This window comes from Saccharothrix sabaoui, assembly GCF_051756985.1.
Taxonomy (GTDB): Bacteria; Actinomycetota; Actinomycetes; order Mycobacteriales; family Pseudonocardiaceae; genus Actinosynnema.
On sequence record NZ_JBPKJK010000178.1, the window covers coordinates 1 to 17717 of the forward strand.

Consider the following 17717-nt stretch of genomic DNA (forward strand, 5'->3'; position numbering starts at 1 on the left):
TGCCGGACTACGGCGAGGCTCCGCGGCCGGCTTCCCAGCGCTCGATGACCTGCCTGGCCGCGGCACGGTCGATCGGCTCGAACGTGCCGTCGTAGCGCCCGCGCCGCCAGTCCTCGCGGACGTAGCTGTCCCGCCAGCCCGTGCCCGGCAGGTACCGCTGCTCCCGTTCGCCCCCGTGCTCGGTCGTCCACGTGCGGAGCACCCCACTGGGATCGTCCGCGGTGGCTCCGTCCAGCCAGGCGTCAACCGAAACGCGGACTAGCTGGTCGGGAAGTTGTCCGGCGTGGCGATCCGGCTCTTGATCAGCGCGCCGGACTCGGTCAGCACACCGCTGCCGGTGTAGGTGCCGCCGTTGCAGGTGCCCGGCCGGAGGGCGCCGCTGCTCTCGTTCGCGTCGGAGTACGTCCAGTTCGCGTAGCTGATCTTGAGCTGGTCGAGCAGGTCGAGCCAGGCCGTGGTGCTCGCCCGGTCGAACGCGCCGCCGCCGGTGGCGCTGACCGTGCCGAACTCCGTGACGAACAGCGGCAGGCGGGAGGCCGCCCGGCTGACCGCCGCGCGGTAGTTGTCCTTGTGGGACGCGGCGTAGAAGTGGAACGCGTACATGATGTTGGTCGCGTTGACCGGGTTGTTGATCACCTCGGTCTCGCTGGAGCCCTCGGAGACGCCCAGCGACGACCAGGCGCGCGTGCCCACGACGACGACGGCGTCCGGGTCGGCCGCGCGGATGACCGGGATGACCTGCTCCGCGTAGCTCTTGATGCCCTGCCAGCTCACGCCGTTGGGCTCGTTCGCGATCTCGTAGATCACGTTGCGCTTGGCGGCGTTGCGGGAGGCGACCGCGGCGAAGAACGTCTTGGCGCGCTCCAGGTTGTAGTTCGGGTCGCCCGGCGTGAGGGTGTGGAAGTCGATCAGCGCGTACATGCCGCGCGCCTCGGCCATGTCGACCAGGCTGTTGACCCGGTTGGTGAACCCGGTCGGGTTGGTCTCGTAGCCCTGCTCCTGCACGTACATCGCGATGCGGAACAGGTCGGCCTGCCAGTCGGTGGCCAGGGCGTCCAGCGAGGCGTTGTTGTAGCACTTGTCGAACCACTGGATGCCGTGCGTGCTCATGCCGCGCAGCTGGATCGGGCGGTTGTGCTGGTTGCACAGGTTCACGCCGCAGACCCGCAGCTGCCCGTTCGCCTCGACCGGCGTGCGCGAGACGGGCGGGTTCGTGGTGGTGGTCGTCGTGGTGGTCGTGGTGGTCGTCGTCGGCCCGGTGGAGCCCGTGCACGCCACGCCGTTGAGCGTGAACGAGGTGGGCGTCGGGTTGCTGCCCGACCACGAGCCGACGAACCCGAGGTCGGTGGACGCGCCGGTGGCGAGCGTGCGGTTCCACTCCGCCGGGGTGGCGGTGGCCGTGGCGCCGGACTGCGACCAGGTGGCGTTCCAGCCCTGGGTCACCCGCTGCGCGGTGCTCGGGAAGGCGATCCCGAACGTCCAGCCGGTGACCGGGTCGCCCAGGTTGGTGACCTTCACGGCGGCCTGGAACCCGCCCTGCCACTGGCTGGTGACGGTGTAGTCCACCCGGCACCCCTGGGCGGCGGCGGCGGCCTGCGGCAGCACCGTGGCCCCCGCGCCGAGCACCAGACCGATGGCCGCGACTGCGGCTGCGGTGGAGCGCTTCACTGAGCCCCTCCTCGTCTCACGAGGTCTGGGAGCGCTCCCAGACGCGCTGACCATAACACCGGGGTGGCATTTCGCGTAGATACAACTACTCAGGGTGAATGTCCGGGCGGACGCACCCGTGTTTGCTCCACTTCATACCTAGCTCTACTATGCATCGCACATCCAGGTAACAAGTGTGCGGAGGACGCGTGAAAGTCGCCAAGGACCTCGTGGCCGCTTCGGCCACGCCGATGGTGCTGGGCATCCTGGCCGAGGCGGACAGCTACGGCTACGCGATCCTCAAGCGGATCAACGAGCTGTCCGGCGGCGAGCTGGACTGGACCGAGGGCCTGCTCTACCCGCTGCTGCACCGGCTCGAACGGCTCGGGCACGTGGAGTCCGACTGGCGCGCGGTCGCCGGTGAGCGGCGGCGCAAGTACTACCGCGTCACCGACAGCGGCCTGGCCGAGCTGGCCGAGCAGCGCCGCCAGTGGGACACCGTCGTGGAGGCGCTCAAAGAGGTCTGGCGCGGCCCCGGCGACGCCCGGCCGTCGATCGCGTTCCCGACAGGAGGTCTCGCGTGACCGAGGAGCGGGAAGAGGAGCTGCGGGAAGAAGGGCCGCCCGGGGAAGGGCAACCGGGGGCGGGGTTGGAGGCCCAGTTCGCCCAGTGGCGCCGGTACGTGCGCCGCCGCCGGGAGCTGGGGCCGGCCGACGCGGACGAGCTGGAGGACCACCTCAGGGGTTCCGTCGACGAGCTGGTCGCCGTCGGCCTGCGCGCCGACGAGGCGTTCCTGGTCGCGGTCAAGCGCATGGGCAGCCTGGACGACCTGTCCCGCGAGTTCGCCCGGGAGCACTCGGAGCGGCTGTGGAAGCAGCTCGTGCTGACCGGCGGGGACGACGGCCCGGCGGCGGGCGGGCGGTCGCGGCGCGACCTGCTCGCGATGATCGCCTGCGCGGCGGGCGCGGCGGTCTCCGTCAAGGTGCCGGAGCTGTTCGGCGTGGACCCCGAGGCGGACGCCGCGTTCTACGCGCCCAACGCGGGCCTGCTCGTGCTGCCGTGGTTGGCGGCGTTCCTGGTGTGGCGGCGCCGGGCCGGCAAGGCGGTCGTCGGCGTCCTGCTGGCGCTGTTCGCGCTCGGCGCGGTGGCGGCCAACGCGTACCCGCTCGCCGAGGACTCGCAGTCGCTGGTCCTGACGAGCGCGCACCTGCCCATCGCCCTGTGGTTCGCGGTCGGCGTGGCCTACGTGGCCGACGACCTGCGCTCGCCGCGCCGGCGCATGGACTTCGTCCGCTTCACCGGCGAGCTGTTCGTCTACTACGTGCTCATCGCCCTCGGCGGCGGGGTGCTGGTCGCCCTCACGTTCGGCACCTTCGAGGCCATCGGGGTGTCCCCCGAGAACTTCGTGGCGCGCTGGCTGGTCCCCTGCGGCGCGGCGGCCGCGGTGGTCGTGGCCGCGTGGCTGGTCGAGGCCAAGCAGAGCGTCGTGGAGAACATCGCCCCGGTGCTCACGCGGTTGTTCACCCCGCTGTTCACGGTGGCGCTGCTGGCCTTCCTGGTCACCTTCGGCGTGGGCGGCGGCGGCATCGACGTGGAGCGGGAGGCGTTGATCCTGTTCGACCTCCTGCTGGTCGTGGTGCTGGGGCTGCTGCTCTACTCGGTCTCGGCGCGCGACCCGCTGGCGCCGCCCGGCCTGTTCGACGCGCTCCAGCTCGCCCTCGTGGTGAGCGCGCTGGCCATCGACGTGCTGGTGCTGCTGGAGATCACCGGGCGCATCACCGAGTACGGCACGACGCCCAACAAGGCGGCGGCGCTGGGCGAGAACGTCCTGCTGCTGGCCAACCTCGCCTGGTCGGCGTGGCTGGTGCTGGGCCTGGTCCGCCGGCGCGCGCCGTTCGCGGCGCTGGAGCGCTGGCAGACCGCGTACCTCCCGGTGTTCGCGGTGTGGGCCTGGGTGGTGGCCCTGCTCTTCCCGCCGGTGTTCGGCTACCTGTGAGCGGTCGGCCACCTGTGGGCGGTCGGCTCCCCGTGGGCGGTCGGCTACCCGTGCGCGGTCCGGTCGCGGAGCAGGTGGTCGTCCGGGAAACGGGACAGGCGCGGTGGCACGACGTCGACCGCCGTGGCGCCGAGGTGGTCCCGACCGGGGACCACCTCGACCCGCCACCCGAGGTCGCGCAGCTCGGCCTCGTGCCGGGCGACGGTGCCCCCGATGTCGGCGATCGGCTCGTCGCCCAGCGGCGGGAACCCGGTGATCGCCAGGGCGGCGATCTTCGTGAATAGCACGGTGAACCAGTCCGGTCGAGACTCCGTCCGTCGCAAAACCGGGCTGCGGCAGGCCAACTTACGCATGATGCAGACAAAAGGTCGGTCAGGATCGACGAAAGTTCTGGACTTGCCGACGCAAGGGTCCTAGCGTTCACCACGCTTCGCCATCCGGTGACCAGTCCTCCCTGCCTCATCCCGCGCCACCCGTGCGGGCCCTGCAACCGTGCGACGACGACGTCGGACACGCGTGGTCGTCCTTGCCCTCCCAGGAGCATGGATATGAGATGGACAGCGCGACGGACGCGCGTACCCGCCCTCGGCCTGCTGGCCGCGGCCCTGCTGATGAGCGGCTCCGGCCTGCCCGCGACCGCGGACCCGAAGACCGACGCCGTGCCGCCCCAGGAACCCGGCGTCACGCTGCGGGTCTTCGACGTGCAGGTCGCCCTGGACCGGCTCTGCACCCTGAAACCCGCCCAGACGCCCAACGTCGACAAGCTCATGCCGACGATCGACTGGTCGACCACCGACGTGTTCGGGTTCGCCGACCGCTTCGTGGCCGAGGTCAGCGGCAACATCAACGTCACCCAGGCGGGCAGCTACGCGTTCCGGCTGCTCAGCGACGACGGGTCGCGGCTGTCCGTCGACGGGCAGGTCGTCGTGGACCACGACGGCCTGCACGGCGCGGACCCCAAGGACGGCGCGGTCACCCTGTCCGCCGGGTACCACTCCCTGCGCATCGACCACTTCGAGCGCGACGGCGGCCAGCAGCTGACCCTCCAGTGGAGGCCGCCGGGCGCCACCGGCTTCTCGGTCGTGCCGAACTCGGCGCTCAGCACGGACGCCGGCGTCGTGCGGGTCACCGCGCCCGGCCGCAAGGACTGCGCGGCGGGCACCGACTCCCCCGGCGACGGCCTGCCGCTCAACGCCGTGCACCCCGACTACACCCTGACCAACCTGCGCCCCAACGGTTTCCAGCCGCGGGTCAGCGCGATGGACTGGTTCCCGGACGGCCGCCTGGTCATCGCCACGTGGGACGGCAAGAGCACCGACACCGGCGAGCTGTGGGTGCTCGGCAACGTCACCGGCGCCACCGCGCCCGACCGGGTCACCACCAAGCGGATCGCGGCGAACCTGCGCGAGCCGATGGGCGTGAAGGTGCTCGACGGCAGGATCTACGTGTCGCAGAAGCACCAGCTCACCGAGCTGACCGACACCAACGGCGACGACGTGGTCGACCAGTCCCGCGCGGTCGCGACGTGGCCGTACGGCGGCAACTTCCACGAGTTCGCGTTCGGCCTGCTCCACAAGGACAACGCGTTCTACCTCAGCCTCTCGGTCGCGATCAACGAGGGCGGCGCGACCACCAACCCGCAGCCCGCCGCCAACCGCGGCACGACGGTGCGGGTCGACCGCACCACCGGGCAGGTCAGCTACATCGCGGGTGGCCTGCGCACGCCCAACGGCATCGGCTGGGGCCCCGAGGGCGGCATGTTCGTCAACGACAACCAGGGCGGCTACCTGCCCGCGTCGAAGATGGTGCACGTCAAGCAGGGCCGGTTCTTCAACCACTACACCACCCCCGCCGGGCCGTTCGACTCGAACCCGGTCACCCCGCCCGTGCTGTGGCTGCCGCAGAACGAGATCGCGAACTCCCCCAGCACCCCGGTCCAGCTCACCCAGGGCACCTACGCCGGGCAGATGGTGTTCGGCGACGTCACCTACGGCGGCCTCCAGCGCGCGTTCCTGGAGAAGGTCAACGGCGAGTACCAGGGCGCGGTGTTCCGGATGACGCAGGGCCTCGAAGCGGGCGTCAACCGGATCACCCTCGGCCCGGACGGCGCGATCTACGTCGGCGGCATCGGTGACGGCGGCAACTGGGGCCAGGACGGCAAGCTGCTCTACGGCCTCCAGAAGCTCGCGCCCAACGGCGGCCGGACGTTCGACGTCCTCGCGATGCGGGCCGTCGCGGGCGGGTTCGAGGTCGAGTACACCCAGCCGCTGTCGGCGGAGACCGCGGCGGGGCTCGCCGGGCGCTACACGGCCAAGCAGTGGCGGTACGCGGCGGCGCCGTCGTACGGCGGTCCCAAGGTCGACCAGGAGAACCTCTCGGTCGCCTCGGCCACGCTGTCCGCCGACGGCCGCAAGGTGACGCTGAAGCTCAACGGGCTCAAGGCCGGCCGGGTCGTGCACCTGCGCTCGCCGCGCCCGTTCGCGTCGAGCACCGGCGTGCCGCTGTGGAACACCGAAGCCTGGTACACGCTCAACAACCTCGTCGGCACCGCGCCGTCGCCCACCCAGCTGCTGGAGGCGGAGAGCGCGGCCCTGTCCGGCGGCGCGGGCGTCAACACCGACCACACCGGCTACTCCGGTTCGGGCTTCGTCGACGGCTACGGCACGCAGGGCGCGACCACCAGGTTCGCCGTGAACGCGGCGGCGGCGGGCTCGCACACCGTGGGCCTGCGCTACAGCAACGGGCCGAACCCGTCCTCCGGGACGAAGACCCTCAGCGTCTACGTCAACGGCGCCAAGGTCAGGCAGGTCGCCCTGGCCGACACGGGCACCTGGGACACCTGGGCCACGCACAGCGAGCCGCTGACGCTCCGGGCGGGCGCGAACACCATCGCCTACCGGTTCGACAGCGGGGACGTCGGGCACGTCAACCTCGACCACCTGACCGTGACGCCGGCCCAGCGCGTCCAGCTCTACGGCGGCGGCGGCACGGAGAACTGGCGCAACGCCGACGGCAGCGCGCCGTCGTGGCCGGTCGCCAACGGGTCGATGGAGGCGCTCGGCGGCGACATCCGCAGCAGGCAGGCGTTCGGCGACTTCAAGCTGCACCTGGAGTTCTGGCTGCCGAACCTGCCGTCGAACGTCACCGGCCAGCAGCGCGCCAACAGCGGCGTGTACCTCCAGGACCGCTACGAGCTGCAGATCCTGGACAGCTTCGGCAAGAACCCGCTGGCCGCCGACGACGCGGGGAGCATCTACCTGAAGAGGGCCGCGTCGCCCAACGCGGCCACCGCGCCGCAGACGTGGCAGACCTACGACGTCACGTTCCGGGCGGCCCGCTTCAACGCCTCCGGCGTGAAGACCGAGAACGCCCGCGTCACCGTGGTGTGGAACGGCGTCACCGTCCACCAGGACTTCGCCATCGACGGGCCGACCGGCAACGGCGCGCCCGAGGGCCCGACCGCGGGCCCGTTCCGGCTCCAGGACCACGGCGACCCGGGCGAGAACGTCCGGTTCCGCAACATCTGGGTCGAACCGCTGGGGTAGTCCCGGTGCCGCGTGCCCCCGTCGGCTCCCCCTGCGGAGCGGGCGGGGGCACGCGCGCGTCCCGGTGTGGACGGTGGCCCGTCGGCACCGCCACCTCGTACCCCTTCGAACTGACCCTGCCCGGCCGGGTCGTCGTCCCGACCGCCGGGGTGTCCGCCGTCGGCGTCCTGCCCATGCACCGGCGTCGGGGCGTGCTCACCGCGCTGATGCGGCACCAGCTCACCGACCTGCGGGCGCGGGGCACGGCCCTCTCCGTGCTGCTGGCCACCGAGGCCGTGATCTACCGCAGGTTCGGCTACGGGCCGGCGACCGGCACGCGGCGGCTCACCGTGCCGCGCCACCAGGCCGCCCTCGCCGTCCCCCGGGCGCGCGGCGCGGCCGACGCCCCGGACACCGGCGCGGTCGAGGTGCTGCGGCGCGCCGGGTGCGGCGACCTGCTGGAGGAGGTCTACGACCGGTACCGCCGCGCGCAGCCCGGCGCGCTGTCCCGGCCGCACCGCTGGTGGGCGCTGGGCGCGGGGCAGCCGCCGGTCTCCACGACGCCGCGCCACGTCGCCGTCCACCGCGACGCGCGCGGCGTGCCGGACGGGTACGCCTCCTACTCGCTCGGCGAGCCCGGCACGCTGGTGGTCGACGAGACCGTCGCCGTGGACGACGCCGCCTCCACCGCCCTGGCCCGGTTCGCGCTCGGGCACGACCTGGTCACCCGGGTCGTGTTCAAGCACGTCCCGGCCGACGACCCGCTGCGCCGGCGGCTCGCGGACTTCCGCGCCGCCCAGGTGAGCGACGACACCGACTGGCTGTGGGTGCGGCTGCTGGACGTGCCGCGCGCGCTGACCTCGCGCGGCTGGTCCACCGACGGGGAACTCGTCCTCGACGTCGACGACCCGTTCCTCGGCGGGCGCGACCGCTACCTGCTCACCGTCCGGGGCGGCGAGGCCGCGTGCACCCCGACGGACCGGGAGCCCGACCTGTCCCTGGACGTGAGCGACCTGGGCTCGGTCTACCTCGGCGGCACCGCGCCGAGCGCCCCCCGCACTGCCTGCACTGGTTCTGAGCGCGCCCCGCCCCGCCGACGATCGGGGCGGGAGCAGGTCCGTTCGGCGGACGGACCGCTGCGCAGCGTCGGCGGGACGGGCGTCGCGGTGGGCTGAACGGGCCACCCGCGCTGCGCTTTTCGGTGCACGCCCCGGACCGCCGGACGCACCCGCCCTACGGTCCGGGGCATGTCGAAGCTGCTCAGCGCCGTCGGCGCCATCACCTCCGCACTGCTCACCGCCGCGTGCGCCGGAACGGGCACCACGGCGTCGGACGACCGACCGGTGGTGCTGACCACCTTCACCGTGCTGGCCGACATCGCCGCCAACGTCGCGGGCGACCACCTGCGGGTCGAGTCGATCACCAAGCCCGGCGCGGAGGTGCACGGCTACGAGCCGACGCCCGACGACGTCAAGCGGGCCGCCGCGGCCGACCTGGTCGTGGACAACGGGCTGAACCTGGAGGCGTGGTTCGCGCGGTTCGTCGCCGAGGTCGACGCGCCGCACGTGGTGGTCAGCGACGGCGTGGCGCCCGTGCCGATCGCCGAGGACGCCTACGCGGGCAAGCCGAACCCGCACGCCTGGATGTCGCCGCTGAACGTGCGGACCTACGTGGACAACCTGGTCACGGCGTTCAGCGGACTGGACCCGGGGCACGCCGCCGACTTCCGCGCCGCGGGCGAGCGCTACCGGGGCGAGCTGCAACGGGTGCACGACGAGCTGGTGACGGCGCTCGCGGTGCTGCCCGAGGGCGAACGGGCGCTGGTCACCTGCGAGGGCGCGTTCTCCTACCTGGCGCGCGACGCCGGCCTGACCGAGCGCTACCTGTGGGCGGTCAACGCCGAGCAGCAGGCGACCCCGCAGCAGGTCGCGGGGGTGATCGACTTCGTGCGCGCCAACGCCGTGCCCGCCGTGTTCTGCGAGTCCACGGTGTCCGACGCGCCGATGCGGCAGGTCGTCGCCGCCACCGGGGCCGCGTTCGGCGGCGTGCTCTACGTCGACTCGCTGTCCACGCCGGACGGTCCCGTGCCGACCTACCTGGACCTGGTCCGCCACGACGCGCGGACCATCGCGGACGCGCTGACCGGGGAGCGCGCGTGAACGCGGTCGACGTCGACGGCGTGACGGTCCGCTACGGCGACGTGCTCGCGCTCGACGGCGTCACGATGTCCCTGGCGCCCGGCCGGGTGTGCGGGCTGGTGGGCGTCAACGGGTCGGGCAAGTCCACGCTGTTCAAGGCGATCACCGGCCTGGTGCGGCCCGAGCGCGGCGCGGTGCGCGTGCGGGGCGGCCCACCGGGTCCGGCGCGGCGCTCCGGCCGGCTCGCGTACGTGCCGCAGAACGAGGCGGTGGACTGGGCGTTCCCGGTGTCGGTGCGGGACGTGGTCATGACCGGGCGGCACGGCGGGCTGGGGTTCACCCGTCGCCCGCGCCGGGCCGACCACGACGCCGTCGACCGGGCGCTGGACCGGGTCGGCCTGACCGACCTGGCGGACCGGCAGGTCGGCCGGCTGTCGGGCGGGCAGCGGAAGCGGGCGTTCGTCGCGCGCGGCATCGCGCAGGGGGCCTGCGTGCTGCTGCTCGACGAGCCGTTCGCGGGCGTGGACAAGCGGTCGGAGGCGACGATCACGCGGCTGCTGCGGGAACTCGCCGCGGACGGCGCGGCGGTGCTGGTGTCCACCCACGACCTGCACGCGCTGCCCGGCCTGGTCGACGAGGCGGTGCTGCTGATGCGCCGGGTCCTGGTGCACGGCCGGCCGGACGAGGTGCTGCGGCCGGACAACCTGGTGCGGGCGTTCGGCCTCGACGTGACCGCCCGCGAGGAGGAGCCGGCGTGACGACCGCCTACGACCTGCTCGTGGAACCCCTGGCCTACGGCTTCATGCTGCGGGCGCTGGCGGCCACGGTGATCGCCGCCGCCGTGTGCGCGGTGCTGTCGTGCTGGCTGGTGCTCATCGGCTGGTCGCTGATGGGCGACGCGGTGTCGCACGCCGTGCTGCCGGGCGTCGTGCTGGCCTACGTCCTGGGCGCGCCGTTCGCACTGGGCGCGGTGGTGTTCGGGTTCCTCGCGGTCGCGCTCATCGGCGTGCTCCGGGACACCAGCAGGGTCAAGGAGGACGCGGCCATCGGCATCGTGTTCACCACGCTGTTCGCGCTCGGGCTGGTGCTGATCTCGGTGACGCCGAGCCAGACCGACCTCAACCACATCGTGTTCGGCAACCTGCTCGGCGTCGGCCGCGCCGACCTGGCCCAGATCGCCGTGCTGGGCGCGGTCGCGCTCACCGCGCTGCTGCTCAAGCGCCGCGACTTCACCCTCTACGCCTTCGACCCGGTGCACGCCCACGCCATCGGGCTCGACCCGCGCCTGCTCGGCGCGGCCCTGCTCGGCCTGCTGGCGCTGACCTGCGTGGTGGCGCTCCAGGTCGTCGGCGTGGTGCTGGTGGTGGCGATGCTGATCATCCCCGGCTCGACCGCCCACCTGCTCACCGACCGGTTCGGGCGGATGCTGGTGATCGCGCCGGCGGTGTCGGTCGGCGCGGCGGTGGTGGGGCTGTACCTGAGCTACCACCTCGACACCGCGTCGGGCGCCATGGTGGTGCTGGTGCAGGGGGCGGTGTTCCTGCTGGCGTACCTGTTCGGCCCGAGGCACGGCGTCCTCGGCCGGCGGGTCGCGGCGAGCCGGCACCGGGCACGGGCGGCGCAGCGGGGCTCGGGGTGAGGCAGGACACCTCCCGGCGGGAGCGGTCGCGGGAACACCGGCACGCGGCGGACCGTTGTGCCCAGTGGTCGGTGCGGTCCGTGTCCCCGGGCCTCACCCAAGCCTTCGCGGAACACCGTTCGGCTGGAGCCGCGTCGTGCCACTCGCCGAGAGGCGACCGCCGCACCGACCCCCACACCCGCCCCCGGCCGCTGCCTCCCCCCAGCGTGGCCGGGGGCTGCCTCGCACCCGGCCGCCGCGCCCGGCCGCCGCGCCCGACCCGCCGCGCACGACCCGCCGCGCACGACCCGCCGCGCACGACCCGCCGCGCACGGACGCCGCGCCGCCGGGTGCAGGCGACGCGGCGTCCACGCACGGCGGACGACCACCCAGGAGGCGGCCGACCGCCCTGGTCCTAGGCGGCGGTCCCGGGCAGGCAGTCCTGGGCCGTGGTGCGGGTCAGGACGTCCACCACGTCCTCCAGCCGCCCGCGCCGCCCGAACGCCAGCCGCTGCCGCACGGCCCCGTTGCCGTCCCGGAGGACCTTGGTCAGCAGGGCGTTGACCGTGCGCAGCTCACCGGTCTCCCGCAGCGCCGGCCGGACGTGCCGCACCAACTGCCGGAGCAGCTGGACGGCCGGGACGCAGCGGCCGGTGAACAGGTCGACGCCGCTGCCCGTGACGCCGTCGCGCGCGGCGCGCCAGTAGGCCGCGCGCAAAGCCTCGCCGCAGACCGGCAGCCCCTTGTCCCCGGCCTGGACGGCGCGGACCGCGGTGGTCACCAGGGCGCGCACGAGGACGGCGAGCAGCACCGACTCGTCCACCGTGGCCGGTACGTCCGAGACCCGGACCTCGACGGTGGGCAGGTGGTCCGACGGCCGCACGTCCCAGTAGACCATCCCCCGGTCCAGCACGGCCCCGGTGTCGACCATCATGTCGATCACCGACTCGTAGTGCGCGAGCGAGGTGAAGTAGGGCGGGGCGCCCGAGCAGGCCCACCGGCCGGTCATCACCGAGCGCCAGCTCGCGTACCCGGTGTCCACGCCCTGGTGGATCGGCGAGTTCGCGGTCAGCGCCAGCAGCACCGGCAGCCACGGGCGCAGGTGGTTGCACACCTGCACGGCGGTCTCCCGGTCGGGCACGGCCACGTGCACGTGGCAGCCGCACACCCCGTGCTCGGCGGCCAGCATCCCGTAGTCCCGCCCGATCCGCTGGTAGCGGTCCCCGTCGCTGAACGGCTGCGCGGCGGGCCCGGCCGGCGACACGCCGACGGCGAGCAGCTGCCCCCCGACCCGCAGGGCCGCCGCGGCGGCCGTGGACCGCGCGCCGAGCAGGTGCCCGCGCACCTCCCTCATGCCGCGGCACACCGGGGTGTTGCTCTCCACCTGCGTCAGGGTCAGCTCCGGTTGCAGGTCGCCGCCGAAGCCGTTCGCCAGGCCGATGACCTCGTCGGCGACCGGCAGCGGGCGTCCGCTGACCGGGTCGACGACCAGGAACTCCTCCTCGACGCCCAGCGTGGGGGGTTCGGAGCCGGGGTCACCGCGGCGATCGTCGTTGATCATCATGTCCTCATCGATCGGTGAGCACGCGCGAGGTGGTCGGCCCGCTGTTCGACCGACCCGAAACGCCCCCCGGTGACCTCGTCCCGATCACCGGGGGCGCTGGAATACCACTTCCGGATGCGGACAAACTCACCCGACGACGCACGTCGGAGCGTGATCGGGCGGGCCGCGGGCCCGGATCGGACGAGCCCGGTGTTCAAACGGCACCACACTGGTTACTCCGTTCGCATGGACCAGAGCAGAGCACCGGTGCTGGAGGCGTTGCAGGCGTTCCACGAGCGCGGGTTCACCCCGTTCAACCCGCCGGGACACCGCCAGGGCCGCGCGGTCGACCCCCGGGTCCTGGAGGTCGTGGGCGAGGCCGTGTTCACCTCGGACGTGATCTCGGTCAACGGCCTGGACGACCGGCTGAACCGCGGGGGCGTGATCGAGCAGGCCCAGCAGCTGATGGCCGAGGCCGTGGACGCCGAGCACGCGTTCTTCTCCACCTGCGGCAGCTCGCTGTCGATCAAGAGCGCCATGCTGTCGGTCGCCGGGCCGCACGAGAAGCTGATCGTGCCCCGCCACGCCCACAAGTCGGTGATCTCCGCGCTGATCCTCAGCGGGGTGTCGCCGGTGTGGCTCTCGCCGCACTGGGACGCCGAGCGACACCTGTCGCACCCGCCGGGCCCGGACCGGGTGCGGGCGCTGTTCGAGGCCGAACCCGAGGTCAAGGGGATGCTGCTGGTCAGCCCGAACGACTACGGCACGTGCGCCGACATCGCCGCCGTCGCGGAGGTCTGCCACGAGTTCGGCAAGCCCCTGATCGTGGACGAGGCGTGGGGCGCGCACCTGCCCTTCCACCCGGACCTGCCCCAGTGGGGCATGGACGCGGGCGCGGACGTGGTGGTCACCAGCGTCCACAAGTCCGGCGCGGCCGTGGAGCAGAGCTCGGTGTTCCACCTGCGGGGCGACCTGGTCGACCCGTACGTGCTCAAGTCGCGGGAGGACCTGCTGGGCACCACCAGCCCCAGCTCCCTGGTGTACGCCACGCTGGACGGGTGGCGGCGGCAGATGGTGCAGCACGGCGAGGAGCTGCTCACCGCCGTGCTGGCCCTGGCCCGCTCCACCCGCGCCGCGATCGACGAGCTGCCCGGTCTGCGCGTGATGGGCGAGGCCGAGTTCACCGGCCCCGGCCTGGCCCACGCCCTCGACCCCCTCAAGATGGTCGTCGACCTGGAGGGGCTGGGCATCAGCGGCTACCAGGCCGCCGACTGGCTGCGCGAGCACCGGCGCGTCACCGTCGGCCTGTCCGACCACCGCCGGGTCGTCGCCCAGTTCACCCACGCCGACGACCACCGCACCGCCGGTGTCCTGCTCGACGCCCTGGGCGCCCTGGTCGAGGCCGCGCGGGACATGCCCGCGCCGAAGCCGGTCGACCTGCCCACGCCCGACGAGCTGCAGCTGGAGACCGCGATGCTGCCCCGCGACGCGTTCTTCGCCGAGGTCGAGCAGGTCGACGCCGACCGGGCCGTCGGCCGGATCAGCGCCGAGATGGTCACCCCCTACCCGCCGGGCGCGCCCGCCGTGCTGCCCGGCGAGGTGATCACCCGGGAGGTCGTGGAGTACGTGCGCAGCGGCCTGGCCGCCGGCATGCAGCTCCCCGACCCGGCCGACCCGGAGCTGGGCAGCTTCCGCGTGGTGGTCCGCGAGCGCTGACCGGCGGGGTGACCGGACCCGCCCGCGGCGACTACGGCAGCGTCGGCAGGTAGGCGGGCGGGCGGCGCACCGGCGCGGCCCGCTCGAACGCCGCCGCGAACCGCAGGACGTCCGCGTCGGCCCCCTGACCGGCCATGAAGGACACGCCGATCGGCAGGGGGCCGGCGAACCCGGCCGGGACCGTCGCGTTCGGGTAGCCCGCGACCGCCGCCGGCCTGGCCGTGTCCACCCCGGCCGGGTCGCCGGCGCGGTCGGTCCGCCACGCCGGGCCGTTGGTCGGGGCCACCACCACGTCCAGGCGGTGCGCCGCGAGCACCTCGTCGATCGACCTGCGCGCCAGCGCGGTCGCGGTGCGCCGCTGCGCGCGGTAGGTCGGGTCGCTGGTGGGCGGCGCCTTCTCCGCCTCGAAGAACAGCTCCTGGCCGAACGCGGCCGGCTCGCCCGGGTCGGCCTCGTTGAACGCGATCAGCTCCCGCACGGTCCGCGGCGCGCCCGGCCGGGTGGCGAGGTAGGCCTCCAGGTCGTGCTTGAACTCGGTGATCAGCGCGGGCAGCTCCGCCTCCCTGATCCGGGCCAGGTGGCGCAGCTCGACCTCGACCACCTCGGCGCCGTGCTCCCGCAGCACCGCCACCGCCGACTCCACGACCCGGTCGACCTCGGCGCTGAACCCGGCCCGGCGCCACACGCCCACCCGCGCGCCGCTCAACGCGCCCGGCGCGAGGGCGGTGGCGTGGTCCACGCCGCCACCGGCCAGGACGGACATCAGGATGGCGGCGTCCACGACGTGCCGGGCCATGGGGCCGGCGGTGTCCTGGCGCGTGGAGATGGGCACGATCCCGTCACCGCTGACCCGGCCGAGCGTGGGCTTGAACCCCACGACGCCGCAGTGCCCCGCCGGGCTCACGATCGACGCGTCGGTCTCGGTGCCCACGGCGACCTGCGCCAGCGACGCGGCCACCGCCGCGGCCGAGCCGGACGACGAGCCACACGGGTTGTGGTCGAGCACGTGCGGGTTCGCGGTCTGGCCGCCGACCCCCGACCACCCGGACGTGGCCCACGGGGAGCGGAAGTTCCCCCACTCCGACATGTTGGTCTTGCCCAGCACCACGGCCCCGGCGGCGCGCAGCCGCCGGACCAGCTCGGCGTCGTCGCGCGGCGGCACGAGCAGCGCCCGCGACCCCGCCGTGGCGCCCGATCGGGTGTCGATGTTGTCCTTGAGCAGCACCGGGATGCCGTCCAACGGGCCCCGGGCCTCGCCGCGGGCACGTCGCCGGTCGCTCTCGGCCGCCTGGTCGAGCGCGTCCGCCGCCACGGCCGTCACCGACCGCACCAGGGGGTCCACCGCGGCGATCCGCGCCAGGTAGGCGCCGGTCAGCTCGGTGGCCGTCAGGGCACCCGCCTCCATCAGGCCGACCAGGTGCGGGATGGTGGCCGCGTCCAGGTCGGGGTGCGGGCCGGTGCCGGCGTGGGCCGGCGGTGCGTCGAGCACGCACGGTGACGCGGCGGGCGACGGGTGCATGGGGTACATGGGAGGCCGGCGAACGGGCGCAGTCAACCCGCCGAAGGTCGTTGCGCGCGTGTTTCCCACCACGGGTGGACGGCCCCCTGTCATCGCAGCCCACCGTCACGATCACCCTCGGTGACCACGCCGTCCGGGCGCGTACTCCCGGACGGGGGAAGGCGGCGGGTCCGATCGGGTGCCGAGGTCACGGCGCTTGATCGCGTGTGATCGGGGTACACGGGTTCGACCAGCCCTGCCGATCGGATGAGCCGAGGTGGAACCATGTGCGGAATCGCCGGTGAGGTCGTGACCGACCACGCGGGTGTACCGGATGCCGGGGCCGTCGCCCGCATGACGGGGGCCATGCTCTCGCGCGGCCCCGACGGCGGCGGCCAGTGGTCGGCCGGGCGGGTCGCGCTCGGGCACCGCAGGCTGTCCATCATCGACCTGTCCGACAGGGGCGCGCAGCCCATGGTCGACGACGAACTCGGCCTGGCCATCGCGTTCAACGGGTGCGTCTACAACCACGAGGAGCTGCGGGCGCGGCTGTCCGACCGGTACCGGTTCACGTCCACCAGCGACACCGAGGTCGTCCTCAAGGCGTACCACCGCTGGGGCGACCGGTTCGTCGAGCACCTCGTCGGCATGTTCGCCTTCGCCCTGGTCGACCTGCGCCGCGACCGCGTGCTGCTGGTCCGCGACCGGCTCGGGGTCAAACCGCTCTACGTCGCCGAGGTCGCCGGCCGCACGCGCTTCGCGTCCACCCTGCCCGCGCTGCTGGCGGGCGGCGGGATCGACACCCGGCTCGACCCGGTCGGCCTGCACCACTACCTGACCTGGCACTCCATCGTGCCCGCGCCGCACACGGTGCTGCGCGGGGTGCGCAAACTGCCGCCCGCCACGATCCGGGTCCTCGAACCGGGCCGGGAGCCGCGCGACCACGTCTACTGGCAGCCGTCCTACACCCGGCGGCCGGAGCACTCGGGGTGGACCGCGCAGGACTGGCGGGACGCCGTGCGCGAGGCGCTGCGCACGGCGGTGCGGCGGCGCACGGTGTCCGACGTGGAGGTCGGCGTGCTGCTGTCCGGCGGGCTGGACTCCAGCCTCCTGGTCGCGCTGCTCGCCGAGGAGGGCCACCGGCCCCGCACGTTCAGCATCGGCTTCACCGACCGCGACGGCGTGGACGGCGACGAGTTCGCCTACTCCGACGCGGTGGCGCACAAGTTCGGCACCGACCACCACCAGCTCCGCGTCGGCGACGAGGAGCTGGCCCCCGCCGTGGGGCAGGCGGTGGCGGCGATGAGCGAGCCGATGGGCACCCACGACGTCACCGCGTTCCACCTCGTCTGCCGCGAGGTGTCGCAGCACGTCAAGGTCGTGCAGTCCGGCCAGGGCGCGGACGAGGTGTTCGCCGGCTACCGCTACCACCAACCCGCGGCCGGCGCGGCGCGCGACCGGGCCGCCGCCGTCCTGCGCGAGGCGTTCCACGACCACGACCACGACGAGCTGGCGGGCATCCTCGAACCGGGGTGGCTCGCCGGGCACGACGTCAGCGGCGACCTGCTCGCCCGGCACCTCGGCGCACCCGGCGCGGACACGGCGCTGGACGCCGTGCTGAGGACCGACACCCACCTGCTGATGCCCGACGACCCGGTCAAGCGGGTGGACAACATGGCGATGGCGTGGGGCGTGGAGGCCAGGGTGCCGTTCCTCGACCAGGACCTCGTCGAGCTGGTGGCGGCGTGCCCGCCGGAGCTGAAGTCCGGCCAGGGCGGCAAGGCGGTCCTCAAGGACATCGGGCGGGAGGTGCTGCCCCCGGAGGTGGTCGACCGGCCGAAGGGCTACTTCCCCGTGCCCGCCCTCACCCGCCTCGACGGCCCCGTCCTCGACATGGTGGGCAGCGCCCTGCGCTCCAGCGCGGCGCGGCAGCGCGGCCTCCTGCGCCCCGACTACGTCGACGCGCTCCTCCGCGACCCGAACGGGCACGCCACCAAGGTCGGCGGGAACGAGCTGTGGTACGTCGGCGTGCTGGAG

General features: G+C 73.6%; 14 protein-coding genes. 9 read left to right on the forward strand and 5 right to left on the reverse strand.

Annotation, left to right across the window (positions count from 1 at the left end):
* Window positions 1-7 precede the first annotated feature (7 nt).
* Both ACR807_RS35530 and ACR807_RS35535 read right to left on the reverse strand, forming a co-directional pair.
* Entirely contained in the window at window positions 8-202 is a 195-nt protein-coding gene (locus ACR807_RS35530) for a hypothetical protein (protein ID WP_438925887.1), read from the reverse strand.
* Window positions 203-258: 56 nt separating this feature from the next.
* On the reverse strand, window positions 259-1668 hold the full coding sequence (locus ACR807_RS35535) for a cellulase family glycosylhydrolase (protein WP_438925888.1): 1410 nt from the start codon (window positions 1666-1668) through the stop codon (window positions 259-261).
* 188 nt (window positions 1669-1856) lie between these two features.
* Here ACR807_RS35535 and ACR807_RS35540 point away from each other — a divergent pair, with 188 nt between their 5' ends.
* Together ACR807_RS35540 and ACR807_RS35545 are read left to right on the forward strand one after the other, a co-directional pair.
* The gene (locus ACR807_RS35540) at window positions 1857-2231 is read left to right on the forward strand and encodes a PadR family transcriptional regulator (protein ID WP_438925889.1); all 375 of its coding nucleotides are present in this window, start codon (window positions 1857-1859) and stop codon (window positions 2229-2231) included.
* Complete coding sequence (locus ACR807_RS35545; RefSeq protein WP_438925890.1) at window positions 2228-3643, forward strand: permease prefix domain 1-containing protein; 1416 nt, start codon at window positions 2228-2230, stop codon at window positions 3641-3643. The genes ACR807_RS35540 and ACR807_RS35545 overlap by 4 nt, the downstream gene beginning before the upstream one ends.
* 44 nt (window positions 3644-3687) lie before the next feature.
* Here ACR807_RS35545 and ACR807_RS35550 read toward each other — a convergent pair whose 3' ends face one another.
* Window positions 3688-3930: a hypothetical protein gene (locus ACR807_RS35550; protein ID WP_438925891.1), complete on the reverse strand. Its 243-nt coding sequence runs from the start codon at window positions 3928-3930 to the stop codon at window positions 3688-3690.
* A 261-nt stretch (window positions 3931-4191) separates the two neighbouring features.
* Here ACR807_RS35550 and ACR807_RS35555 point away from each other — a divergent pair, with 261 nt between their 5' ends.
* The 5 genes from ACR807_RS35555 to ACR807_RS35575 all read left to right on the forward strand — a co-directional run bounded on the left by ACR807_RS35555 (window position 4192) and on the right by ACR807_RS35575 (window position 10944).
* Window positions 4192-7188: a 3-keto-alpha-glucoside-1,2-lyase-like domain-containing protein gene (locus tag ACR807_RS35555; RefSeq protein WP_438925892.1), complete on the forward strand. Its 2997-nt coding sequence runs from the start codon at window positions 4192-4194 to the stop codon at window positions 7186-7188.
* A gap of 5 nt (window positions 7189-7193) precedes the next feature.
* A complete protein-coding gene (locus tag ACR807_RS35560; protein WP_438925893.1) occupies window positions 7194-8342 on the forward strand; it encodes a GNAT family N-acetyltransferase in 1149 nt (382 codons plus the stop codon).
* Window positions 8343-8414: 72 nt separating this feature from the next.
* Entirely contained in the window at window positions 8415-9326 is a 912-nt protein-coding gene (locus ACR807_RS35565; protein ID WP_438925894.1) for a metal ABC transporter substrate-binding protein, read from the forward strand.
* Complete coding sequence (locus ACR807_RS35570; protein WP_438925895.1) at window positions 9323-10063, forward strand: metal ABC transporter ATP-binding protein; 741 nt, start codon at window positions 9323-9325, stop codon at window positions 10061-10063. Before ACR807_RS35565 ends, ACR807_RS35570 begins: the two co-directional genes overlap by 4 nt.
* 44 nt (window positions 10064-10107) lie before the next feature.
* Window positions 10108-10944, forward strand: a complete 837-nt coding sequence (locus ACR807_RS35575) for a metal ABC transporter permease (protein WP_438925900.1) — start codon at window positions 10108-10110, stop codon at window positions 10942-10944.
* Between the two features lie 394 nt (window positions 10945-11338).
* On the opposite strand, the gene ACR807_RS35580 is transcribed toward ACR807_RS35575, so the two are convergent.
* Complete coding sequence (locus ACR807_RS35580; RefSeq protein WP_438925896.1) at window positions 11339-12484, reverse strand: carboxylate-amine ligase; 1146 nt, start codon at window positions 12482-12484, stop codon at window positions 11339-11341.
* 228 nt (window positions 12485-12712) lie between these two features.
* On the opposite strand from ACR807_RS35580, the gene ACR807_RS35585 reads away from it, so the two are divergent.
* A complete protein-coding gene (locus ACR807_RS35585; RefSeq protein WP_438925897.1) occupies window positions 12713-14182 on the forward strand; it encodes an aminotransferase class I/II-fold pyridoxal phosphate-dependent enzyme in 1470 nt (489 codons plus the stop codon).
* A gap of 31 nt (window positions 14183-14213) precedes the next feature.
* On the opposite strand, the gene ACR807_RS35590 is transcribed toward ACR807_RS35585, so the two are convergent.
* Entirely contained in the window at window positions 14214-15701 is a 1488-nt protein-coding gene (locus ACR807_RS35590; RefSeq protein ID WP_438925898.1) for an amidase family protein, read from the reverse strand.
* A gap of 264 nt (window positions 15702-15965) precedes the next feature.
* On the opposite strand from ACR807_RS35590, the gene ACR807_RS35595 reads away from it, so the two are divergent.
* Window positions 15966-17717 (forward strand): N-acetylglutaminylglutamine amidotransferase (locus tag ACR807_RS35595; RefSeq protein WP_438925899.1); only part of this gene is annotated, 1752 nt, incomplete at its 3' end.

Bases quoted from the DNA above. Each gene is read 5' to 3' on its own strand.
- ACR807_RS35555 (WP_438925892.1), top strand. From the start codon at position 4,192: ATGAGATGGACAGCGCGACGGACGCGCGTACCCGCCCTCGGCCTGCTG.
- ACR807_RS35565 (WP_438925894.1), top strand. From the start codon at position 8,415: ATGTCGAAGCTGCTCAGCGCCGTCGGCGCCATCACCTCCGCACTGCTC.
- ACR807_RS35575 (WP_438925900.1), top strand. From the start codon at position 10,108: ATGCTGCGGGCGCTGGCGGCCACGGTGATCGCCGCCGCCGTGTGCGCG.
- ACR807_RS35580 (WP_438925896.1), bottom strand. From the start codon at position 12,484: ATGATCAACGACGATCGCCGCGGTGACCCCGGCTCCGAACCCCCCACG.
- ACR807_RS35585 (WP_438925897.1), top strand. From the start codon at position 12,713: ATGGACCAGAGCAGAGCACCGGTGCTGGAGGCGTTGCAGGCGTTCCAC.
- ACR807_RS35590 (WP_438925898.1), bottom strand. From the start codon at position 15,701: ATGCACCCGTCGCCCGCCGCGTCACCGTGCGTGCTCGACGCACCGCCG.